We start from the raw sequence: 15,005 nt of genomic DNA, 5'->3' as shown, positions 1-15,005 counted from the left end.
CAAATATCAAAATTTTTTGTTATTAATTAATAATGAATTTCATTAAAATTTTTATAATCCTATTGATTTCTATACTCCCTGCTTCAGCGCTAGAAAACTTTAAGATTAAAAAAATCTTAGATTTAGAAAACCCTTGGAGTTTAACATTTATTTCAAGTTCAGAAGCTTTAATTTCTGAGAAAGAGGGAAAAATTCTTTTAATTGATATTATTAAAAAAACTCAAAAAAATATTCAGCACAATCTAAATTTCAAAGTTGATGGACAAGGCGGTCTTTTAGAGATTTTAAAGCATAAGGATGATATTTTTATTTGCTATACTGAAGATAGAGGATCTGGCAAAACCAGCACATCTATTGCGAAAGCAAAATTCTCTAAAACAAATTTAAATTTTAAGAATATTTTTCAAGCTGACCCACCGATTAACTCTGGTTATCATTTTGGATGTAGAATGGTGATCCAAGATAATAAATACCTTTATGCAAGTGCAGGAGAAAGAGGTGGAGATAACATAGCACAAGATTCTAAGAAACATCCAGGAAGTATTATAAGAATTAACCTTGATGGATCTGTTCCAAAAGATAATCCAAAGTTTAAGGGTAAATCTGATTGGTTGCCTGAGATTTATCAAATTGGAATTAGAAATCCTCAAGGTATGACCTTATCTCCATTTAATAACAAAGTTTACATATCAAACCATGGGGCAAGAGGTGGAGATTTTTTTGGTGAAGTGAAATTTGCTAAAAATTATGGTTGGAAGATATGGTGTTGGGGTGGAACGAATTATAGCATGACAAAATGTGGTGAAGTTCAAAAGTGGGATAAAAGATTTACCAATCCTTTATATACTTGGGTTCCATCTATTGCGGTCAGTGCGGTACAAATTTACAGAGGTATTGAATTTGAAGAATGGAATGGTCATATCTTAATGACATCACTTAGAAACCAATCATTAAGAAAGTTGGAGTTTGTTAGTGATAATAAAATAGGAAAAGAAATGATTATTTTTAAAGATGATATTGGAAGAATTCGAGATATAAAAATTGGGCCTAAGGGAAAAATTTATTTGTTATCCAATGGCAATTCTGCCTTATGGGAGATGAGTAAAAAATAATGGAATTGTTAAATCAAAAAGTACTGTTTGTTGGAATTGCTCTATTTTTATTTATTTTATGTGAAAATCTGTTTCCAAATGAAAAAGCTTCATTAACAAAAAAATTAACAAGATCCTTTAAAAACATTTTTCTTTGGTTGCTCAATATTGGCTTAACGCCCATATTAATTTTACCCATCACGATTTATGCAACAACTTTAAATTTACATAATACTTTTGTTATTAATAATGTGATTGGACTCTTTATCTTTCATTTAATTATTTATGATATTTTTTTATATTTTTGGCACCGAGCGAACCATGAAATAAAATTTTTATGGAGATTTCATCATGTACATCATCTTGACGAAACACTGGATGTATCATCAGGTTTGAGATTTCATTTTGGTGAAGTTATTTTGAGCACTTTAGTCAGATGCGCTATCATCATTACATTTAATATTACTCTGGTAAATTTATTATTGATTGAAGCTTTAGTTTTAATTAGTTCTGCCTTTCACCATTCAAATATCAAGTTACCTAAAAATTTTGAAAAAATATTATCTTATGTCATTGTCACACCATCTATTCACTGGGTACATCACCATAAAAGACAAAGGGAAACGGATTCTAATTATTGCGCCATTTTTAGTTTTTGGGATTTGTTGTTTGGAACAAAATCAAATTTTAAAAGATATAAAGGAATGCCAATAGGCGTTGAAAAAGATAAAGACCAACCTATTGCAAAGCTAATTACTAGACCATTAAAATAAATGGAAGCTGTTCAACAATCAAATTTTCATTGGCGTTGTAAACATACATGGAAAAGAAGTGCAAAAAATACCATGTGGTGTTTAATTGGTTGTTCGATTGGTGATTTTGGAACCATATTATTTTTTCAGTTAACTCAAATTCCTTTTCCAGTTTTAGGTATTATGACGCTTGCAATCATTAATGGATTAATGACAAGTATTATGCTTGAGACCATTATTCTTATGAGACAAAATTTTAATTTTAAAGAAGCATTTAAAGTTGCAATTGGAATGAGTTTTATCTCTATGATCTCTATGGAAGCTGCGATGAACCTTACAGATTATTTTTTAACTGGTGGTGCGATGTTAACTTGGTGGGTTATTCCTATTATGCTATTTGTCGGCTTTATTACTCCTTGGCCTTATAATTATTGGAGATTAAAAAAATTTGGACAGGCCTGTCATTAATTAAACGTAGTCTAAAGGCAGTACGGTTGTTTCTTTTAACTCTTCTAAAGATGGAAATCCGCTCACACTTGCAAAGTCAATTTTATTAATCAGATCAAAATAAAATTCATTGTAGCTTTCAGAATTCTTAAGTCTTACTTTTAATAAATAATCAACTTCACCCATTAACCGGTGGCACTCAACAATTTGAGGTGTTTCTTTTACAATTTTTCTAAACTGATCTGTCCATTCTTTATTGTGACTTGTGGTTTTAATATGAACAAAGTAAGGGCGTTCTAAATTTAGTTTTTGTTTATTAAGAACCGCAACGCTCTTATCGATAAATCCTGCATCCTTTAAGTTCTTTACTCTTCTGTAACAAGGAGAAGGAGATAAATTAACTTTAGATCCAAGCTCTTCCATTGATATCTCACCATTTTCTTGAAGAATTTGTAGAATTTTTTTATCGATTTCTTTCATAATATTAAAATATTTTACTAACTATATTTGTTATAATAGCAATAACTTATCAGTTTATATACTATTTTATTCAATATTAGCTTATTTTACTACTAAATATTGATTATTTAGGATTTTATTTTACATAAGCATCAGTTCGGTAATGCTACCTAGTGAGTTATGGTTACTCCCTTATCGTCACTAGGTAGATAAAAACTGAACTAATGAACTGAACTGAATTTTTAAAAACTTAAAAAAGGAAAAAAAATGAAAAAAATATTAACAACATTAGTTTTGTTTTTCTTTGTAACAGTCGCTCACAGCGCAACACCTTTGGTTGAGGCGTCATGGCTAAAAGAAAACATTAATAATAAAAATGTTAAAGTCATTGAGATTAGCAGTAAATTTGTAAATGGATCTTATGATAAATTTAAACAAGGTCATATTCCTGGAAGCGTTTATATTGATCATATTGGTGACAAATTAATTACAACTCAAAAAGGTGTCATTGGACAGTTACCAGTTAAAAAAGAATTAGAAGCGCTATTCTCTAAACTTGGCGTTAAAAATTCTGATCATGTTGTTGTAAGTTATCTTGGCGTAAACTCATTAGATTTTGGAAGTGCTGCAAGATTATACTGGAGTTTAAAAGTTGCAGGACATGACAATGTTTCTATTTTAAATGGTGGATTAAAAGCTTGGACCGCAGCTGGTTACAAACTGGCTCAAGGTGAAACACAAATCACTCCATCTAATTTTAAAGTAAAGCTTAATGACAAATATGTTGCAAGTTACAAGGATGTTAGAAATGCAAAAAGAAAGAAAAACGGGTATGCATTAATTGATGCAAGACCTAAAGCTTTCTTTATTGGTGAAAAAAAACATCCTAAAATTCAAAGAGCTGGAACTATTCCAACTGCAGTGAATTTAGAAGAAGCAACGATTGTTGATGGAAACTTAAAAGTAAAATCAGCAGATGAGATTAAAGCTTTATTTGTAAAATCAAATGCAAAAGGAAAAAAAGGTTATGTTTCTTTTTGTAACACAGGTTGGTTTGCAAGTACGGTTTGGTTTGCTTTAAGTGAAGTTGCTGGAATCGAAAATGTAAAATTATATGACGGTTCTTTAGCACACTGGACACTTAATCCAAAAAACGAAGTTATTAACGGACAAATCTAATACTTAAAAATTAATGCGCGGTTACCATTAGCCGCGCATTTTTATTATGAGCGCAATTACAAAAAAAATTGATCTAACAGTTCTTGGCTACGCAGTTTGTGCAACATTATTATTTTCTTTTTTATTTTTTACACAAGTTGGGAATAGACACCTTTATGTTTTCTTAATTGGAATTGGACTTGGGGTTTCTCTTTATCATGCATCATTTGGCTTTACTGGAGGATGGAGAAATTTTATTGAACATAGGACCAGTTCTTCTCTTCGAGCCCAAATCATCATGTTAGGGCTTACGGTTATTTTATTTTCTTTTTTTATTGGTTCTAATAGCTGGATTTATAATGGTAAAATGATTGGAGCCGTTGCACCAGTAAGCGTTTCTGTTGTAGTTGGATCTTTTATGTTTGGTCTTGCTATGCAGTTAGCTGGTGGTTGTGGATCAGGAACATTATTTACTGCAAGTAGTGGTAACGGAAAAATGGCTATCACATTAGTATTTTTTATGATTGGCTCTTTAGTTGGCACTTATCATTTTGATTTTTGGAAATCGCTTCCTTCACTAGGAGGTGTTTCGCTTATGAATGAATTTGGGAAAGCGAATTCAGTTTTACTTCAATTAAGTGTTTTAATATTGCTTTATTATTTTATTTATAAATCCGATCAGAAAAGAAATGTTAATTTTAAACATTCAGATATTTTTGATTTTTCAAATTTTGATTTATTTAAAGGGCCTTGGCCTTTAATTTTAGGTGCAGTTTTATTAGTTTTTTTTAATGTTTTGATGCTGCAAGCTGCAGGACATCCATGGGGAATTACTTTCGCTTTTGGTTTGTGGGCTGCAAAAATTGTACAGTTTTTTGGAGTTGATGTAAGCAGTTGGTCTTTTTGGCAACTCTCTTATCCAAGCACAGCATTAGAAAACAGTCTCTTTGCAGATCCAACAACAGTTTCAAATCTTGGTATTATTTTTGGAGCATTAGCAGCTTCTGCACTTGCTGGTAATTTTTTTAAAGCCTCACTTATTAATAAAAAAATATTAATTGCTGCCATTCTTGGAGGTTTCTTCATGGGTTATGGTGCAAGACTTAGTTTTGGTTGTAATGTCGGTGCTTTATTTAGTGGTATTGCTTCAGGATCTTTGCACGGCTGGGTTTGGTTTTTATTTGCTTTTATAGGCTCAATGATTGGCGTGAGGTTTAGAAGGGTGTTTTATTCATGAAACGTATCGTTTACCTTGTTGTTTTAACACTTTGTTTAACCTTTGCTTTTTTAGATCATGACAGTAACGGAGTTGCTTATAATCCTTTATTCCATAGCCATGATGACAAAACAGACGGAGCATCCCAATCCATTTCTATGCCATGTGGGCTTGGTGGGTCAGAAAATCACAAGCATTAAATTTTTTTTACCATCCACAATTAAGCCATAATCCGAGAATACATGCTGCTCCGCTTAACTTAACAAAAGGCAAACTATGAGAGTCCTTATGTCTCTTGTAATGTTGTTCGCTGTAACAACACAAGTCTTTGCTAACACTGAAGTAAAAGAACTTAGCAAAGAACAATTCATCGAAATCCAGTTAAAAGATGGTGTGACTGCTGATGAAGCAGAACAAATGTTCGTTGAATTAGATACCGATAAAGATGAAAAACTATCAGTTGATGAACAAAGCAACTAATCGTTAATCTTTATTTAAAAATGCGGAGGTTTGCTTACGTTTCTCCCTCCGCATTTTTTAATTTAAATCCTTTTCTTTAAGTTTAAAGCAAATGTGATAGTTCACTCACATGCAATCAAATATAGTTCTATTTTTAGGAGCACTTTTATTTTGGTCAGCAACATGGAGTATTATTGGATTAACCCAGGTTAATATTGATCTAGATCCAACAATATCTGTATTTATTAGATTTATTCTAGCAGGTTTAATTATTTTAGCTTACGTAATTTTAACTAATAGAAAATTAATATTTTCTCTAAAAGAGCATCTTTATTTTTTTATTCTTGGTATTTTTTTATACAGCGGAAATTACATTTTTTTTTATCATTCAAACGTTTATTTACCCTCAAATATTCCAGCAACCGTTTTTTGTCTTTTAACTATTTTTAATATTTTAGGTGAGAAATTTATTTTTAAAAAACCTATAACATCAATGACATTATCTGGAGCTTTGCTTGGTATCACTGGAATCGGAATTATTTTTTACCAAGATTTTGTTAATTTTGATTTAAATTCAGGAACTACATTAGGATTAATGTTTGCGTTATTTGCTACTTTATCTGCGTCAGCTGGAAACTTAATTGCAATATACAATAAGAGAAATTACAATATTCCTCTCCTACAAAACGTGGCATTTGCAATGATTTATGGTGCCTTGGTTGCTTTTATTGTTTCATTTATAAAAGGAGCAGAGTTTTACATTCCAATAAATAATTTTAGTTATCTTCTTGGACTAGCTTATTTAATTATCTTTGGATCTATTATTTCTTTTCTTTGTTACATACGATTTATTGAAAATACATCTGCATCAACAGGTGGATATATTGGTGTAATTATGCCTATTTTAGCTCTAATTATTTCAATGATTTTTGAAGATGTAAAACCTGATATCTTTTTTCTCACAGGATTACCTGTCGCATTAATAGGTTTACTATTAATTTTAAAACAAGAATCTGTTAATAAATAAAAATTATGAAAGATTTTGCAGTTTATATTGGCACCGCTTTATTGTTTATTCTTCCAGTTGTTTGGCTTGTATTAACCGTTACAGGTTAAAATTATAGTCCTTTATTTTTCACAAAGTAGTCCATTCGGTCGATAGACTTAATGGAGTAATCAATATTCTTATCATCTCTTTTAACTTTGATTTTAACTGTACTTCCAGGTCCGCCTGCTTTCCAAGCGTTAAGATAAAATTCTTTCATCGTTTTTACATTTGTATTATTTACAGCAACAATTAAATCCCCTGCTTTAATACCAGTGTTAGCAGCAGGACCATTTTCATTAACTCTGGATACGCTAAGCTGGCCTGTTAAATCATCAGCAGATAAACCGAGATAAGGGTTAATATTTTTCGTTCTTCTTCCATTTTTAATTAAATCTTTAAGAACCGGTTTTAAGGCATTGATTGGAACGTACATATTGCCTGGTGACATAAGCCCTGGAGAAACCGTATCTGAGATATAAAGTGAACCGATACCTAATATTTGACCTCTATCATTTAATAAAGGAGTTCCAGCCCAGGCTTGGTTCATAGGATAAACATAAATAGGTTTATCTAAATAATATTCCCAGTAACCAGTAAACGATCTTCTTGAAACTGATTTTCCAGCAGAACCTTGTCCATGAGTTGGATAAGGCATGACAAATAACATCTCATCATCTTTAATTTTATCAGAGTCACCCATACGAAGTGGCGCAAGATTTGTTGGAACTATAGTTCTTAAAATACCAAAGCCTGTTTGATGATCGTAGCCGACAAGTTTACCTGGAACTGTTTTTCCATCAGGTAAACGAATATCAATTTTTTCTGCTTCAATAACAATGTAACCAATAGTTAGAATATGTTTTTTATCAATAACCACACCAGTACCAAGGCGCTCTGTACCAAGTGACCTTGCCGTTCTAGCATTTTCTGGAACAAAACTTCTCACTTCTACAATTGATTTATAAATTTGCTCAAACTGTTTTGATGTTTTTAATTTCTGCTGAGAATAAGATAAATTTGGAAATAAAAAAAAGATGAATAAAAATAAGAAATGAAAATATTTTATTTTCATAACTAAATCATAATCTTTTTAAGAAAAATTATAAATACAAGCTTTAGTTTAGTAAAATTTACTTATTTCTATTTTTTGACCACTCTTTGGCTTTATTCCATTTTTCTTCCATGGTGCCTTTAGGTTGTTCAATTGGAGCTTTTCTTGAAACTGGAGAATCACCGGTTACTTTTAAACCCAGCATAAAAATTCCAAATGCTGCAAGCATTAGCAATAATGTTAATTTCATTCGTGCTCACCGCCTGGATCTTTTTGATCAAGTTCAACTTTTTTCCCATCAACCCATAAGTTTTGACGTGATCTTGTTGTACTATGGTATCCATCATTTCTAAGATTGAATTGTCTCGCATTTTGAAAGGACTTCATTGTGAAGTAAACACCAATGATGACGAGCACGTGCCCAATGACTGAAGTTGATAATACCAGGCCCCAAACTTTATATGACCAAAACATCAGAGTGAAGATGACCGACCACATCAAAGATAAAACAACCAAAATTTGAAGTCTTACTGTTTTTGGAAGTGCTCTTAGATCATTTTGCTTATCATCAAATAATAACAAGCCAGCTTGGTATAAAAATTCTTTCATTAAATAACTTAATTAAACTATTAGAGGTGAATTGATAGAGTTTATTTCTTTAAAATCTCATCTTGAATGATTGGAAATATATTTTTCGCAATAATCTGAACACCTTCAATATTAGGATGTTTTCCATCGTCAAGATTAAGTTCAGGATTAAGAGCAACACCTTCTAATAAAAAAGGATAAAGTTTGATTTTGTATTTTTTAGATAGATCAGGATAAATTGAATTAAACTGTTTTGCATAACTTGTTCCGTAACTTTCTTGAGCCATCATTCCAGCTAGAATGATTTTGATATTTTTACTTTTTATTTTCTTTATCATCATATCTAAATTATCTCTCGTCACTTTTGGATTAATACCTCTCAGCATATCATTTGCTCCAAGGCATAAAAAAATAAGATCAGGTTTATCACCGATAGACCAATCTAATCGGTCTAACCCACCTTTTGTCGTGTCACCACTCACACTCGCGTTAATAAAAGAAATGTTTTGTCCTTCGAATTTTTTTTGTAAAACTTTATCTAAGTGATGATTTTGAGTTAACCCATAACCTGCCATTAAACTATCCCCAAACAGCATAACTTTGGTTTTAGCTACAGCTGAAACTTGTATTATGCAAAGCAAACACCATATATAAAATACTAATTTTCTCATGAGCACACTTTTAGAATTAAAACAAATTACTCTAAATTATAAGAATTATAATACCTCAGTTGAAGTAATCAAAGGAATAGATTTAAAAATTAACTCTGGTGAAAAAGTTGCAGTCGTTGGAAAAAGTGGTTCTGGTAAAACAAGTTTAATCATGTTGATGGCTGGACTTGAACAGCCCACATCAGGAGAGATTATTTTTGATCAGCAACCTATCTCAACATTTAATGAGGATGAGTTAGCTGATATTCGAAAGAAAAAAATTGGTATTGTTTTTCAGTCTTTTTATTTAATTCCAAATTATACTGCACTTGAAAATGTATCTTTGATTTTAGAGATAAATGGGATTGATGATTCAAAACAAAAGGCAGAAGATCTTTTAGTTCAATTCGGTCTAAAAGATAGACTACATCATTTTCCAACACAACTATCTGGTGGTGAACAACAGCGTGTTGCCATTGCAAGATCCATGGCAGTAAAACCAAAACTTATACTTGCTGATGAACCAACTGGAAATTTAGATAGCGAAAATTCTCAAATGATTTCAAATTTATTGTTTGAATATGCAAATAAAAATCAGTCTAGTTTTGTGTTGGTTACTCACGATCTTAAATTTGCAGAAAAGTGCGACCGTATTATTAAAATTGAAGACGGTACCATCGTTAGTTCATGATCAATCAATTTTCTTATGCCTTAAGAGATTTATCAAGAAGTTATAAGAAACTTTTTTCCATCATTGTCACATTATTTATTAGTTTATTTATTTTAAGTTTAATCATTAATTTAGAAACTGGATTAAAAAAGGAACTTCAAAATAATGCAAAAGTTTTACTAGGTGGTGATTTTGAAGTTGATACAAGAACCAAGCAAATTGATCAAAACTTTTTAAATGAATTAAAAGATAAAAGTACAGTCTCATCAACCATTGAATTTTCAACGATGTTAACGGGATCGTTAACTGATGATACCAATGCTTTTTTTATCAGGCTTAAAGCAGTTGATGATCAATATCCACTATACGGAAAAGTGTTTTCTAAACCAGAAAATGCAATGCAAAGATTGCAATCTGAAGATAATACCATCGTGGTTAATCGTAAAATTTATGAAACATTAAATTTAAAAGTTAATGATACGGTTTATGTTAAACAAGCACCATTTAAAGTCGTTGGTTATGTTGAGACGGTTCCAGACCTAGGACGCGCACTTTTATTTGGAGATTTTGCTATCGTCAGTAACCGTGCATTTGAAAAGTTAAATGTGACTTCAATTGGAAGCTTTGTAAACTATGAATACAAAGTTAAAGCACCAAACAAGGATGTTTTAGAATTTGTTTACGAAAAGTTAAAACAATTTCCAACTTATAAAATTAGGCTGCCAGAAAATGCAGCAAATAATTTAAAGCGTTTAATCTCAAATTTTTCTGAGTTTTTATCTTTAGTTTCAATAAGCGCTATGTTGATTGCGGGAATTGGAATCTCAAATACGTTGATCTCTTTTATTAACCAAAAAAATACCAGTATCGCTATTATGAAGTCGATTGGCTTTAAATCACAAAATATTAAACAAATCTTTTACATCGAAATTTTATTGCTGTTATTTTTAATTACTTCACTTGCTTATGTGATGTCTTTATTAATTATTCCTCAAGCTAATCACTTCATTACAAATCTTGGAATTTCTTTAGAAAGCCAATTTAGTTTCGTTAATTACGGGCTTATTTTAATGACAGGTTTTTTAGTAGTAGTGATCTTTTGTATTCCAACTATCTCATCCATTGAACAGATTAAAGCGACAAGTTTATTTAGAAACGTTTTTCAGCTCACTCGTTTTCAATTTGGAGCAAAAAATATTATTTTAATTTTATTTAGTCTTATTATTCTTTTGGGAATATTTTTATTACGCTCAGATAAACTTTATTACACGACAACTTACTTCGTATTTTTCTTTATTTTCTGTGGTGTTTTTTACCTTTTATCAAAGACGATTATTTACGTTCTAAAACAATTTAAAACATTCCATTCGTTGCCATTAAGATTTGCAGTTAGAAACATTATTCAAGATAGATCAATTTTCCCCATTACCGTTTTATCCCTTGGAATTGGTGCTACTTTATTATTAACGCTAACTTTAGTTGGGACGAATTTTAAAAGGGAGCTAGAAAAATCTATCCCTGAAATTGCACCAGATTTCTTTTATGTCAGTATTCAAAAAGACGTAAAAGACAATTTTATTAGTTATCTTAGTAAACAAGATCCAAATTTAAAATATGAGACAGTACCTATTGCACCAGCTTCTGTTGCTAAAATTAATGGTGTTGATCCGCTTACTTATATTAAACCATCTAATGACAGTTTTTGGGTCTTAGAGCGTGATAGAAGAATTTCTTGGAGCAATACACCACCTGAAGATAACCCAATTGTTGAAGGACAATGGTTTGATCTACAAAGTGATCAGTTACAAATTTCACTCGATGCAAAAGTTGCAAGAAATTTTGGAGTGAATTTAAATGATCAACTGACATTAAAAATTTATGGAAGAGAAATGACTGGAGTGGTGACCAGTTTAAGAAAAGTCGATTACAGAGATTTATCTATCAACTTTGCAATGATTATTAACCCAAAGTTTGCAAATCAATTACCTCATGAATATATCGCTACAGCAAAATTTTCAGATAAAAAATATATTAATGAAGCAAAGCTTGTTCAAAATTTCCCAAATATTTCAGGAATTAAAGTTGCAACTTATCTTGGAAAAATAACAGATCTTGTAAACAAGATATTTATGGCTGTGGTCATTATTTCTTCCGTAGTCGTAATTGTTGGTTTAATGGTAATCGCTTCAGCTGTGATTGTTCAAGCAAGACTTGGAATTTATCAAAATTTAATTTTTAAAATTTTAGGTCTAAGATCAGGTAAGTTAATTCAGGCAAATCTAATTGAGTTTTTAATTACCTATTTTTCCATATTTATGATTGCAGGATTGTTTGGAATATTTACATCAGAGTTTGTGATCCAGACTATTTTTAGATTAGGTTGGCAACTTGAATTTATGCCAGTCTTTAATGTTCTTGTCATTATTGGAGCGTTAACTTTATTTTTAATATTAGTGAATACTTACCGTTTCTTAAAACCAAGCGTTTATCCAATGGTAAGAAATGAGTAGTTACCTTCTGCCTTTTGCACTTGCATGTTTTCGTAAGATTTTTTGAGCATTAAATTTAGCTTCATCTGTTTTTTTAATTTGCCAAATTTTATCTCTTGCAATTTTAGATGATGAATGGTGATCAACAATGGGATGAGGATAATGTTTTCCAATTTCTAAATCCAAGTCCTTTTGCTCAAGGTAAGTTAATTTCCATGGTTCATGAACAAGTTTATCAGGAACGTTTTGTAATTCTGGAACCCATTTTTTTATAAACGATCCATTAGGATCTTGATCTGTAGATTGTTTGATAGGATTATAAATTCTAATAGTGTTGATACCTGTTGTACCAGATTGCATCTGAAATTGAGAATAATGAATACCAGGTTCATAATCTGTAAATAATTGTGCCATATGTTTGCTTGTTCTCTTCCAATCCAACCAAAGCTGGTAAGACGCAAAGGATACAAGCATCGCTCTCATTCTAAAATTTATCCAACCATTTGCTTTTAAATATCGCATACATGCATCAACAAACGGATATCCTGTCAAACCTATTTTCCATGCATGATGATATTCCTCATTAAATGAATTTTCTCTAAGTCCATCATAAGCACGGTTCATATTTTGCCATTCAATTTCAGGTTCATCATAAATTTTTTGAATAAAATGACAGTGCCAAGCTAATCTGCTTCTAAAAGAGCGTAATGATTTTACCTTGTTAAATGACATATTTTCTTTTTTAGCACTCGTAATGGCAAAATTAATTTCTCTTAAAGAGATGGTGCCATATGTAATGTGAGGGGATAACCTTGAACAAGCAACTTCACCAGTAACAGGTGAAGACATTTCTTTTTGATAATTTTCAGAACGCTGCTCTAAAAAACTTTGTAATAACGACAGCGCCTGTTTTCTTCCACCTTTTTGTATGTTGGTTCCATCAATTTCTTTAGTTTTAATTTTATCAAATGATGGAGTATCAACTTTTAAAAATTTACAGTTAATTTGAGCTTTGACTGGATTAAGATCTATAAAATTATTCCATTGTGAAGACCAAAAGTTACGCTTTCTATTTTCCAACTGAATTCCAAATTGCTGCTCTTGTTGCCAGAGTATATTTTTTTCTTTAAATAAATTTTTACATTTTTGATCCAAATCTAAAATGTATTGATTACGAAAGATTTGATTAGAATAGATTTCTTCAAATTTATATTTATTAATTAATTCATCTAAAACTTTTAATGTATTTCCATAATAGATATGAATATTAGAATTAAATTGATCTTTGAAATTTTGGTTTAATTCCTCTAGAGAATCTTGAGTAAATTTAAGATGATAAGAGCTTGAGGTTTCTAGCTCCCAATAATTTTGATCATAAATAAATACTGGCAATACCTCTCCATCCTTGCATGCTGCATTAAAAGCAAGATTATCTTCAACTCTCAGATCGTGTCTGAACCATAATATTTTTTTCATGATAATTAATCTTTGTTCTTATTTTCAGACAAAACGTGAAACAGTCCAAAGCCTGCAATAAAAAAAGGTAAAAACACTAACCATGTATTTTGATTTTTTGTTAAAGTCAGAATGGTCGAGATTGTTGTTAAAATAACATATAATCCAATTAATTCTTTTTTGTGTCTTTTCATAAAACCTTTATAAACAAATTATGATTCAATTTCATCCTTCAAGATCTAAAGCATTAGAACAACTTCAATCCTTTGTTGAAAATCATTTAGGGTTATATGCAAGGGATCGTAATTTTGATTTTGGACCTGAGAAAAGAACCAATACTTCTTGTTTATCTCCTTATGTCACTCACGGAATATTAAGTGAGAATGAAATTATTAAACAAAGTTTAAAACAATATTCTTTTTCAAAAATAGAAAAGTTTATCCAAGAAGTATTGTGGAGGACGTATTGGAAAGGGTGGTTAGAGCGTAGACCTAGTGTTTGGACTGATTTTATTAATGACCTTAAATATCTCAAAGTTGATTTTGAAAGTGATAAAAATTTAAAAGCTGCTGTTAATGGTAATACAGATATTGATTGTTTTAATGATTGGGTGAATGAGCTTAAAGAAACAGGTTATTTACACAATCACACTAGAATGTGGTTCTCATCGATTTGGATTTTTACATTAGATTTACCATGGCAACTTGGTGCTGAATTTTTTATGAAATATCTAAAAGATGGAGACCCAGCATCTAATACACTGTCATGGAGATGGACTGCTGGTATTCAAACTAAGGGTAAAAACTATGTTGCTCAGGAATGGAATATTAAAAAATTTACAAATGGAAGATATGACAAAGTTAAACTTAATGAAAATGCTATACCAATTGTATCTGATAAAGAATACGTTCAAATTGATCCAGATTTTACTAATAGTAATATTACAGAGAATCAAACCCTTTTAATTTTTGATAACCAACTTTGTTTTGAAAGTTCTGATTTTCAAGATCATAAATTTAAAAAAATCATGTTGTTGCAGAATACTAATCTTACACGATCTATCGAGCTTGATGATGAATTAATAAAATTTAAATCAGATCTTATTCATGATCAGCAAGATAGATTAAAAGATCATATAGAAGTTGAAGTCCGAGATATCTCATATTTGCATAACTTAGATTTGTCAGACAAAATTGCGCTATATCCAAACGTTGGAGAAAATCTTGGTTATTTGAATCAAAATCAAATTAAACTTAATTTTCTTTACCGAAGACTTGATCAAATAACAAATTCTTATTGTAAAAAGGGCTTTTTTAATTTCAAAAATTTTATTCCAAAGATTATTAGTCAAATATCCTAAACTCACATAGCCTGCCCGAAATTCTCAGTTGGGACAGAGTGATTTCAGGCAGAGGTTGTGAATAACGCGCGAATATTAAGGTTATATTACATTTGTATTAAAAGTTTATTTC

The 15,005-nt window shown here is 30.7% G+C and carries 18 protein-coding genes; 11 read left to right on the top strand and 7 right to left on the bottom strand.

Translation table 11 applies throughout. The features are described 5' to 3' along the window. The first annotated feature begins 32 nt into the window (after positions 1-32). The 3 genes from ACTTAQ_RS00350 to ACTTAQ_RS00340 are packed head-to-tail and all read left to right on the top strand — an operon-like array spanning position 33 to position 2,311. On the top strand, positions 33-1,112 hold the full coding sequence (locus tag ACTTAQ_RS00350) for a PQQ-dependent sugar dehydrogenase (RefSeq protein WP_440694550.1): 1,080 nt from the start codon (positions 33-35) through the stop codon (positions 1,110-1,112). Beyond that, positions 1,112-1,864, top strand: a complete 753-nt coding sequence (locus tag ACTTAQ_RS00345; protein WP_440694549.1) for a sterol desaturase family protein — start codon at positions 1,112-1,114, stop codon at positions 1,862-1,864. Before ACTTAQ_RS00350 ends, ACTTAQ_RS00345 begins: the two co-directional genes overlap by 1 nt. Beyond that, positions 1,865-2,311, top strand: coding sequence for a DUF4396 domain-containing protein (locus ACTTAQ_RS00340; RefSeq protein WP_440679115.1), 447 nt, complete (start codon positions 1,865-1,867; stop codon positions 2,309-2,311). Here ACTTAQ_RS00340 and ACTTAQ_RS00335 read toward each other — a convergent pair whose 3' ends face one another. Further along, positions 2,312-2,770 carry an Lrp/AsnC family transcriptional regulator gene (locus ACTTAQ_RS00335; protein ID WP_440694547.1) on the bottom strand — a complete coding sequence of 153 codons (459 nt, stop codon included), beginning with the start codon at positions 2,768-2,770 and terminating at the stop codon, positions 2,312-2,314. A gap of 246 nt (positions 2,771-3,016) precedes the next feature. On the opposite strand from ACTTAQ_RS00335, the gene ACTTAQ_RS00330 reads away from it, so the two are divergent. The 5 genes from ACTTAQ_RS00330 to ACTTAQ_RS00310 all read left to right on the top strand — a co-directional run bounded on the left by ACTTAQ_RS00330 (position 3,017) and on the right by ACTTAQ_RS00310 (position 6,609). Then, complete coding sequence (locus ACTTAQ_RS00330; RefSeq protein WP_440694545.1) at positions 3,017-3,928, top strand: sulfurtransferase; 912 nt, start codon at positions 3,017-3,019, stop codon at positions 3,926-3,928. A 46-nt stretch (positions 3,929-3,974) separates the two neighbouring features. Continuing rightward, positions 3,975-5,144, top strand: a complete 1,170-nt coding sequence (locus tag ACTTAQ_RS00325) for a YeeE/YedE family protein (protein ID WP_440694543.1) — start codon at positions 3,975-3,977, stop codon at positions 5,142-5,144. Further along, on the top strand, positions 5,141-5,323 hold the full coding sequence (locus ACTTAQ_RS00320) for a transporter (protein WP_440694542.1): 183 nt from the start codon (positions 5,141-5,143) through the stop codon (positions 5,321-5,323). The genes ACTTAQ_RS00325 and ACTTAQ_RS00320 overlap by 4 nt, the downstream gene beginning before the upstream one ends. Positions 5,324-5,399: 76 nt before the next feature. Next, positions 5,400-5,603 (top strand): hypothetical protein, encoded by a 204-nt coding sequence (locus tag ACTTAQ_RS00315; RefSeq protein WP_440694540.1) that lies wholly within the window; start codon positions 5,400-5,402, stop codon positions 5,601-5,603. 109 nt (positions 5,604-5,712) lie between these two features. Next, a complete protein-coding gene (locus ACTTAQ_RS00310; RefSeq protein ID WP_440694538.1) occupies positions 5,713-6,609 on the top strand; it encodes a DMT family transporter in 897 nt (298 codons plus the stop codon). A 91-nt stretch (positions 6,610-6,700) separates the two neighbouring features. Here ACTTAQ_RS00310 and ACTTAQ_RS00305 read toward each other — a convergent pair whose 3' ends face one another. Genes ACTTAQ_RS00305 through ACTTAQ_RS00290 form a run of 4 tightly spaced genes read right to left on the bottom strand, consistent with a single transcriptional unit; the run spans position 6,701 to position 8,940 of the window. Then, positions 6,701-7,702, bottom strand: coding sequence for a S1C family serine protease (locus tag ACTTAQ_RS00305; protein ID WP_440694536.1), 1,002 nt, complete (start codon positions 7,700-7,702; stop codon positions 6,701-6,703). A gap of 58 nt (positions 7,703-7,760) precedes the next feature. Further along, entirely contained in the window at positions 7,761-7,931 is a 171-nt protein-coding gene (locus ACTTAQ_RS00300) for a hypothetical protein (RefSeq protein ID WP_440694534.1), read from the bottom strand. Further along, positions 7,928-8,290: a hypothetical protein gene (locus ACTTAQ_RS00295; protein ID WP_009373425.1), complete on the bottom strand. Its 363-nt coding sequence runs from the start codon at positions 8,288-8,290 to the stop codon at positions 7,928-7,930. The genes ACTTAQ_RS00300 and ACTTAQ_RS00295 overlap by 4 nt, the downstream gene beginning before the upstream one ends. Before the next feature lie 41 nt (positions 8,291-8,331). Continuing rightward, positions 8,332-8,940 carry an arylesterase gene (locus ACTTAQ_RS00290; RefSeq protein ID WP_440694532.1) on the bottom strand — a complete coding sequence of 203 codons (609 nt, stop codon included), beginning with the start codon at positions 8,938-8,940 and terminating at the stop codon, positions 8,332-8,334. Here ACTTAQ_RS00290 and ACTTAQ_RS00285 point away from each other — a divergent pair. Continuing rightward, positions 8,939-9,610 (top strand): ABC transporter ATP-binding protein, encoded by a 672-nt coding sequence (locus ACTTAQ_RS00285; protein WP_440694530.1) that lies wholly within the window; start codon positions 8,939-8,941, stop codon positions 9,608-9,610. The two genes, ACTTAQ_RS00290 and ACTTAQ_RS00285, sit on opposite strands and share 2 nt — an antisense overlap. After that, positions 9,607-12,099 (top strand): ABC transporter permease, encoded by a 2,493-nt coding sequence (locus tag ACTTAQ_RS00280; protein ID WP_440694528.1) that lies wholly within the window; start codon positions 9,607-9,609, stop codon positions 12,097-12,099. Before ACTTAQ_RS00285 ends, ACTTAQ_RS00280 begins: the two co-directional genes overlap by 4 nt. Here ACTTAQ_RS00280 and ACTTAQ_RS00275 read toward each other — a convergent pair whose 3' ends face one another. Continuing rightward, positions 12,100-13,554, bottom strand: a complete 1,455-nt coding sequence (locus ACTTAQ_RS00275) for a deoxyribodipyrimidine photo-lyase/cryptochrome family protein (protein ID WP_440694526.1) — start codon at positions 13,552-13,554, stop codon at positions 12,100-12,102. It lies immediately after the preceding gene. Positions 13,555-13,559: 5 nt separating this feature from the next. Next, complete coding sequence (locus ACTTAQ_RS00270) at positions 13,560-13,727, bottom strand: hypothetical protein (protein ID WP_440679099.1); 168 nt, start codon at positions 13,725-13,727, stop codon at positions 13,560-13,562. A gap of 20 nt (positions 13,728-13,747) precedes the next feature. Between ACTTAQ_RS00270 and ACTTAQ_RS00265 the strand changes: the two genes are divergently transcribed. After that, positions 13,748-14,893 (top strand): FAD-binding domain-containing protein, encoded by a 1,146-nt coding sequence (locus tag ACTTAQ_RS00265; RefSeq protein ID WP_440694524.1) that lies wholly within the window; start codon positions 13,748-13,750, stop codon positions 14,891-14,893. Positions 14,894-15,005 lie beyond the last annotated feature (112 nt).

This window comes from Candidatus Pelagibacter sp. HIMB109 (assembly GCF_052048155.1).
Taxonomy (GTDB): Bacteria; Pseudomonadota; Alphaproteobacteria; order Pelagibacterales; family Pelagibacteraceae; genus HIMB114.
This window is presented reverse-complemented; position numbering and strand designations above follow the sequence as displayed.

Excerpts from the sequence above, each read along its gene's own strand:
- ACTTAQ_RS00350 (WP_440694550.1), top strand. The coding sequence starts at position 33 with ATGAATTTCATTAAAATTTTTATAATCCTATTGATTTCTATACTCCCT.
- ACTTAQ_RS00345 (WP_440694549.1), top strand. The coding sequence starts at position 1,112 with ATGGAATTGTTAAATCAAAAAGTACTGTTTGTTGGAATTGCTCTATTT.
- ACTTAQ_RS00340 (WP_440679115.1), top strand. The coding sequence starts at position 1,865 with ATGGAAGCTGTTCAACAATCAAATTTTCATTGGCGTTGTAAACATACA.
- ACTTAQ_RS00335 (WP_440694547.1), bottom strand. The coding sequence starts at position 2,770 with ATGAAAGAAATCGATAAAAAAATTCTACAAATTCTTCAAGAAAATGGT.
- ACTTAQ_RS00330 (WP_440694545.1), top strand. The coding sequence starts at position 3,017 with ATGAAAAAAATATTAACAACATTAGTTTTGTTTTTCTTTGTAACAGTC.
- ACTTAQ_RS00325 (WP_440694543.1), top strand. The coding sequence starts at position 3,975 with ATGAGCGCAATTACAAAAAAAATTGATCTAACAGTTCTTGGCTACGCA.
- ACTTAQ_RS00320 (WP_440694542.1), top strand. The coding sequence starts at position 5,141 with ATGAAACGTATCGTTTACCTTGTTGTTTTAACACTTTGTTTAACCTTT.
- ACTTAQ_RS00315 (WP_440694540.1), top strand. The coding sequence starts at position 5,400 with ATGAGAGTCCTTATGTCTCTTGTAATGTTGTTCGCTGTAACAACACAA.
- ACTTAQ_RS00310 (WP_440694538.1), top strand. The coding sequence starts at position 5,713 with ATGCAATCAAATATAGTTCTATTTTTAGGAGCACTTTTATTTTGGTCA.
- ACTTAQ_RS00305 (WP_440694536.1), bottom strand. The coding sequence starts at position 7,702 with ATGAAAATAAAATATTTTCATTTCTTATTTTTATTCATCTTTTTTTTA.
- ACTTAQ_RS00300 (WP_440694534.1), bottom strand. The coding sequence starts at position 7,931 with ATGAAATTAACATTATTGCTAATGCTTGCAGCATTTGGAATTTTTATG.
- ACTTAQ_RS00295 (WP_009373425.1), bottom strand. The coding sequence starts at position 8,290 with ATGAAAGAATTTTTATACCAAGCTGGCTTGTTATTATTTGATGATAAG.
- ACTTAQ_RS00285 (WP_440694530.1), top strand. The coding sequence starts at position 8,939 with ATGAGCACACTTTTAGAATTAAAACAAATTACTCTAAATTATAAGAAT.
- ACTTAQ_RS00290 (WP_440694532.1), bottom strand. The coding sequence starts at position 8,940 with ATGAGAAAATTAGTATTTTATATATGGTGTTTGCTTTGCATAATACAA.
- ACTTAQ_RS00280 (WP_440694528.1), top strand. The coding sequence starts at position 9,607 with ATGATCAATCAATTTTCTTATGCCTTAAGAGATTTATCAAGAAGTTAT.
- ACTTAQ_RS00275 (WP_440694526.1), bottom strand. The coding sequence starts at position 13,554 with ATGAAAAAAATATTATGGTTCAGACACGATCTGAGAGTTGAAGATAAT.
- ACTTAQ_RS00270 (WP_440679099.1), bottom strand. The coding sequence starts at position 13,727 with ATGAAAAGACACAAAAAAGAATTAATTGGATTATATGTTATTTTAACA.
- ACTTAQ_RS00265 (WP_440694524.1), top strand. The coding sequence starts at position 13,748 with ATGATTCAATTTCATCCTTCAAGATCTAAAGCATTAGAACAACTTCAA.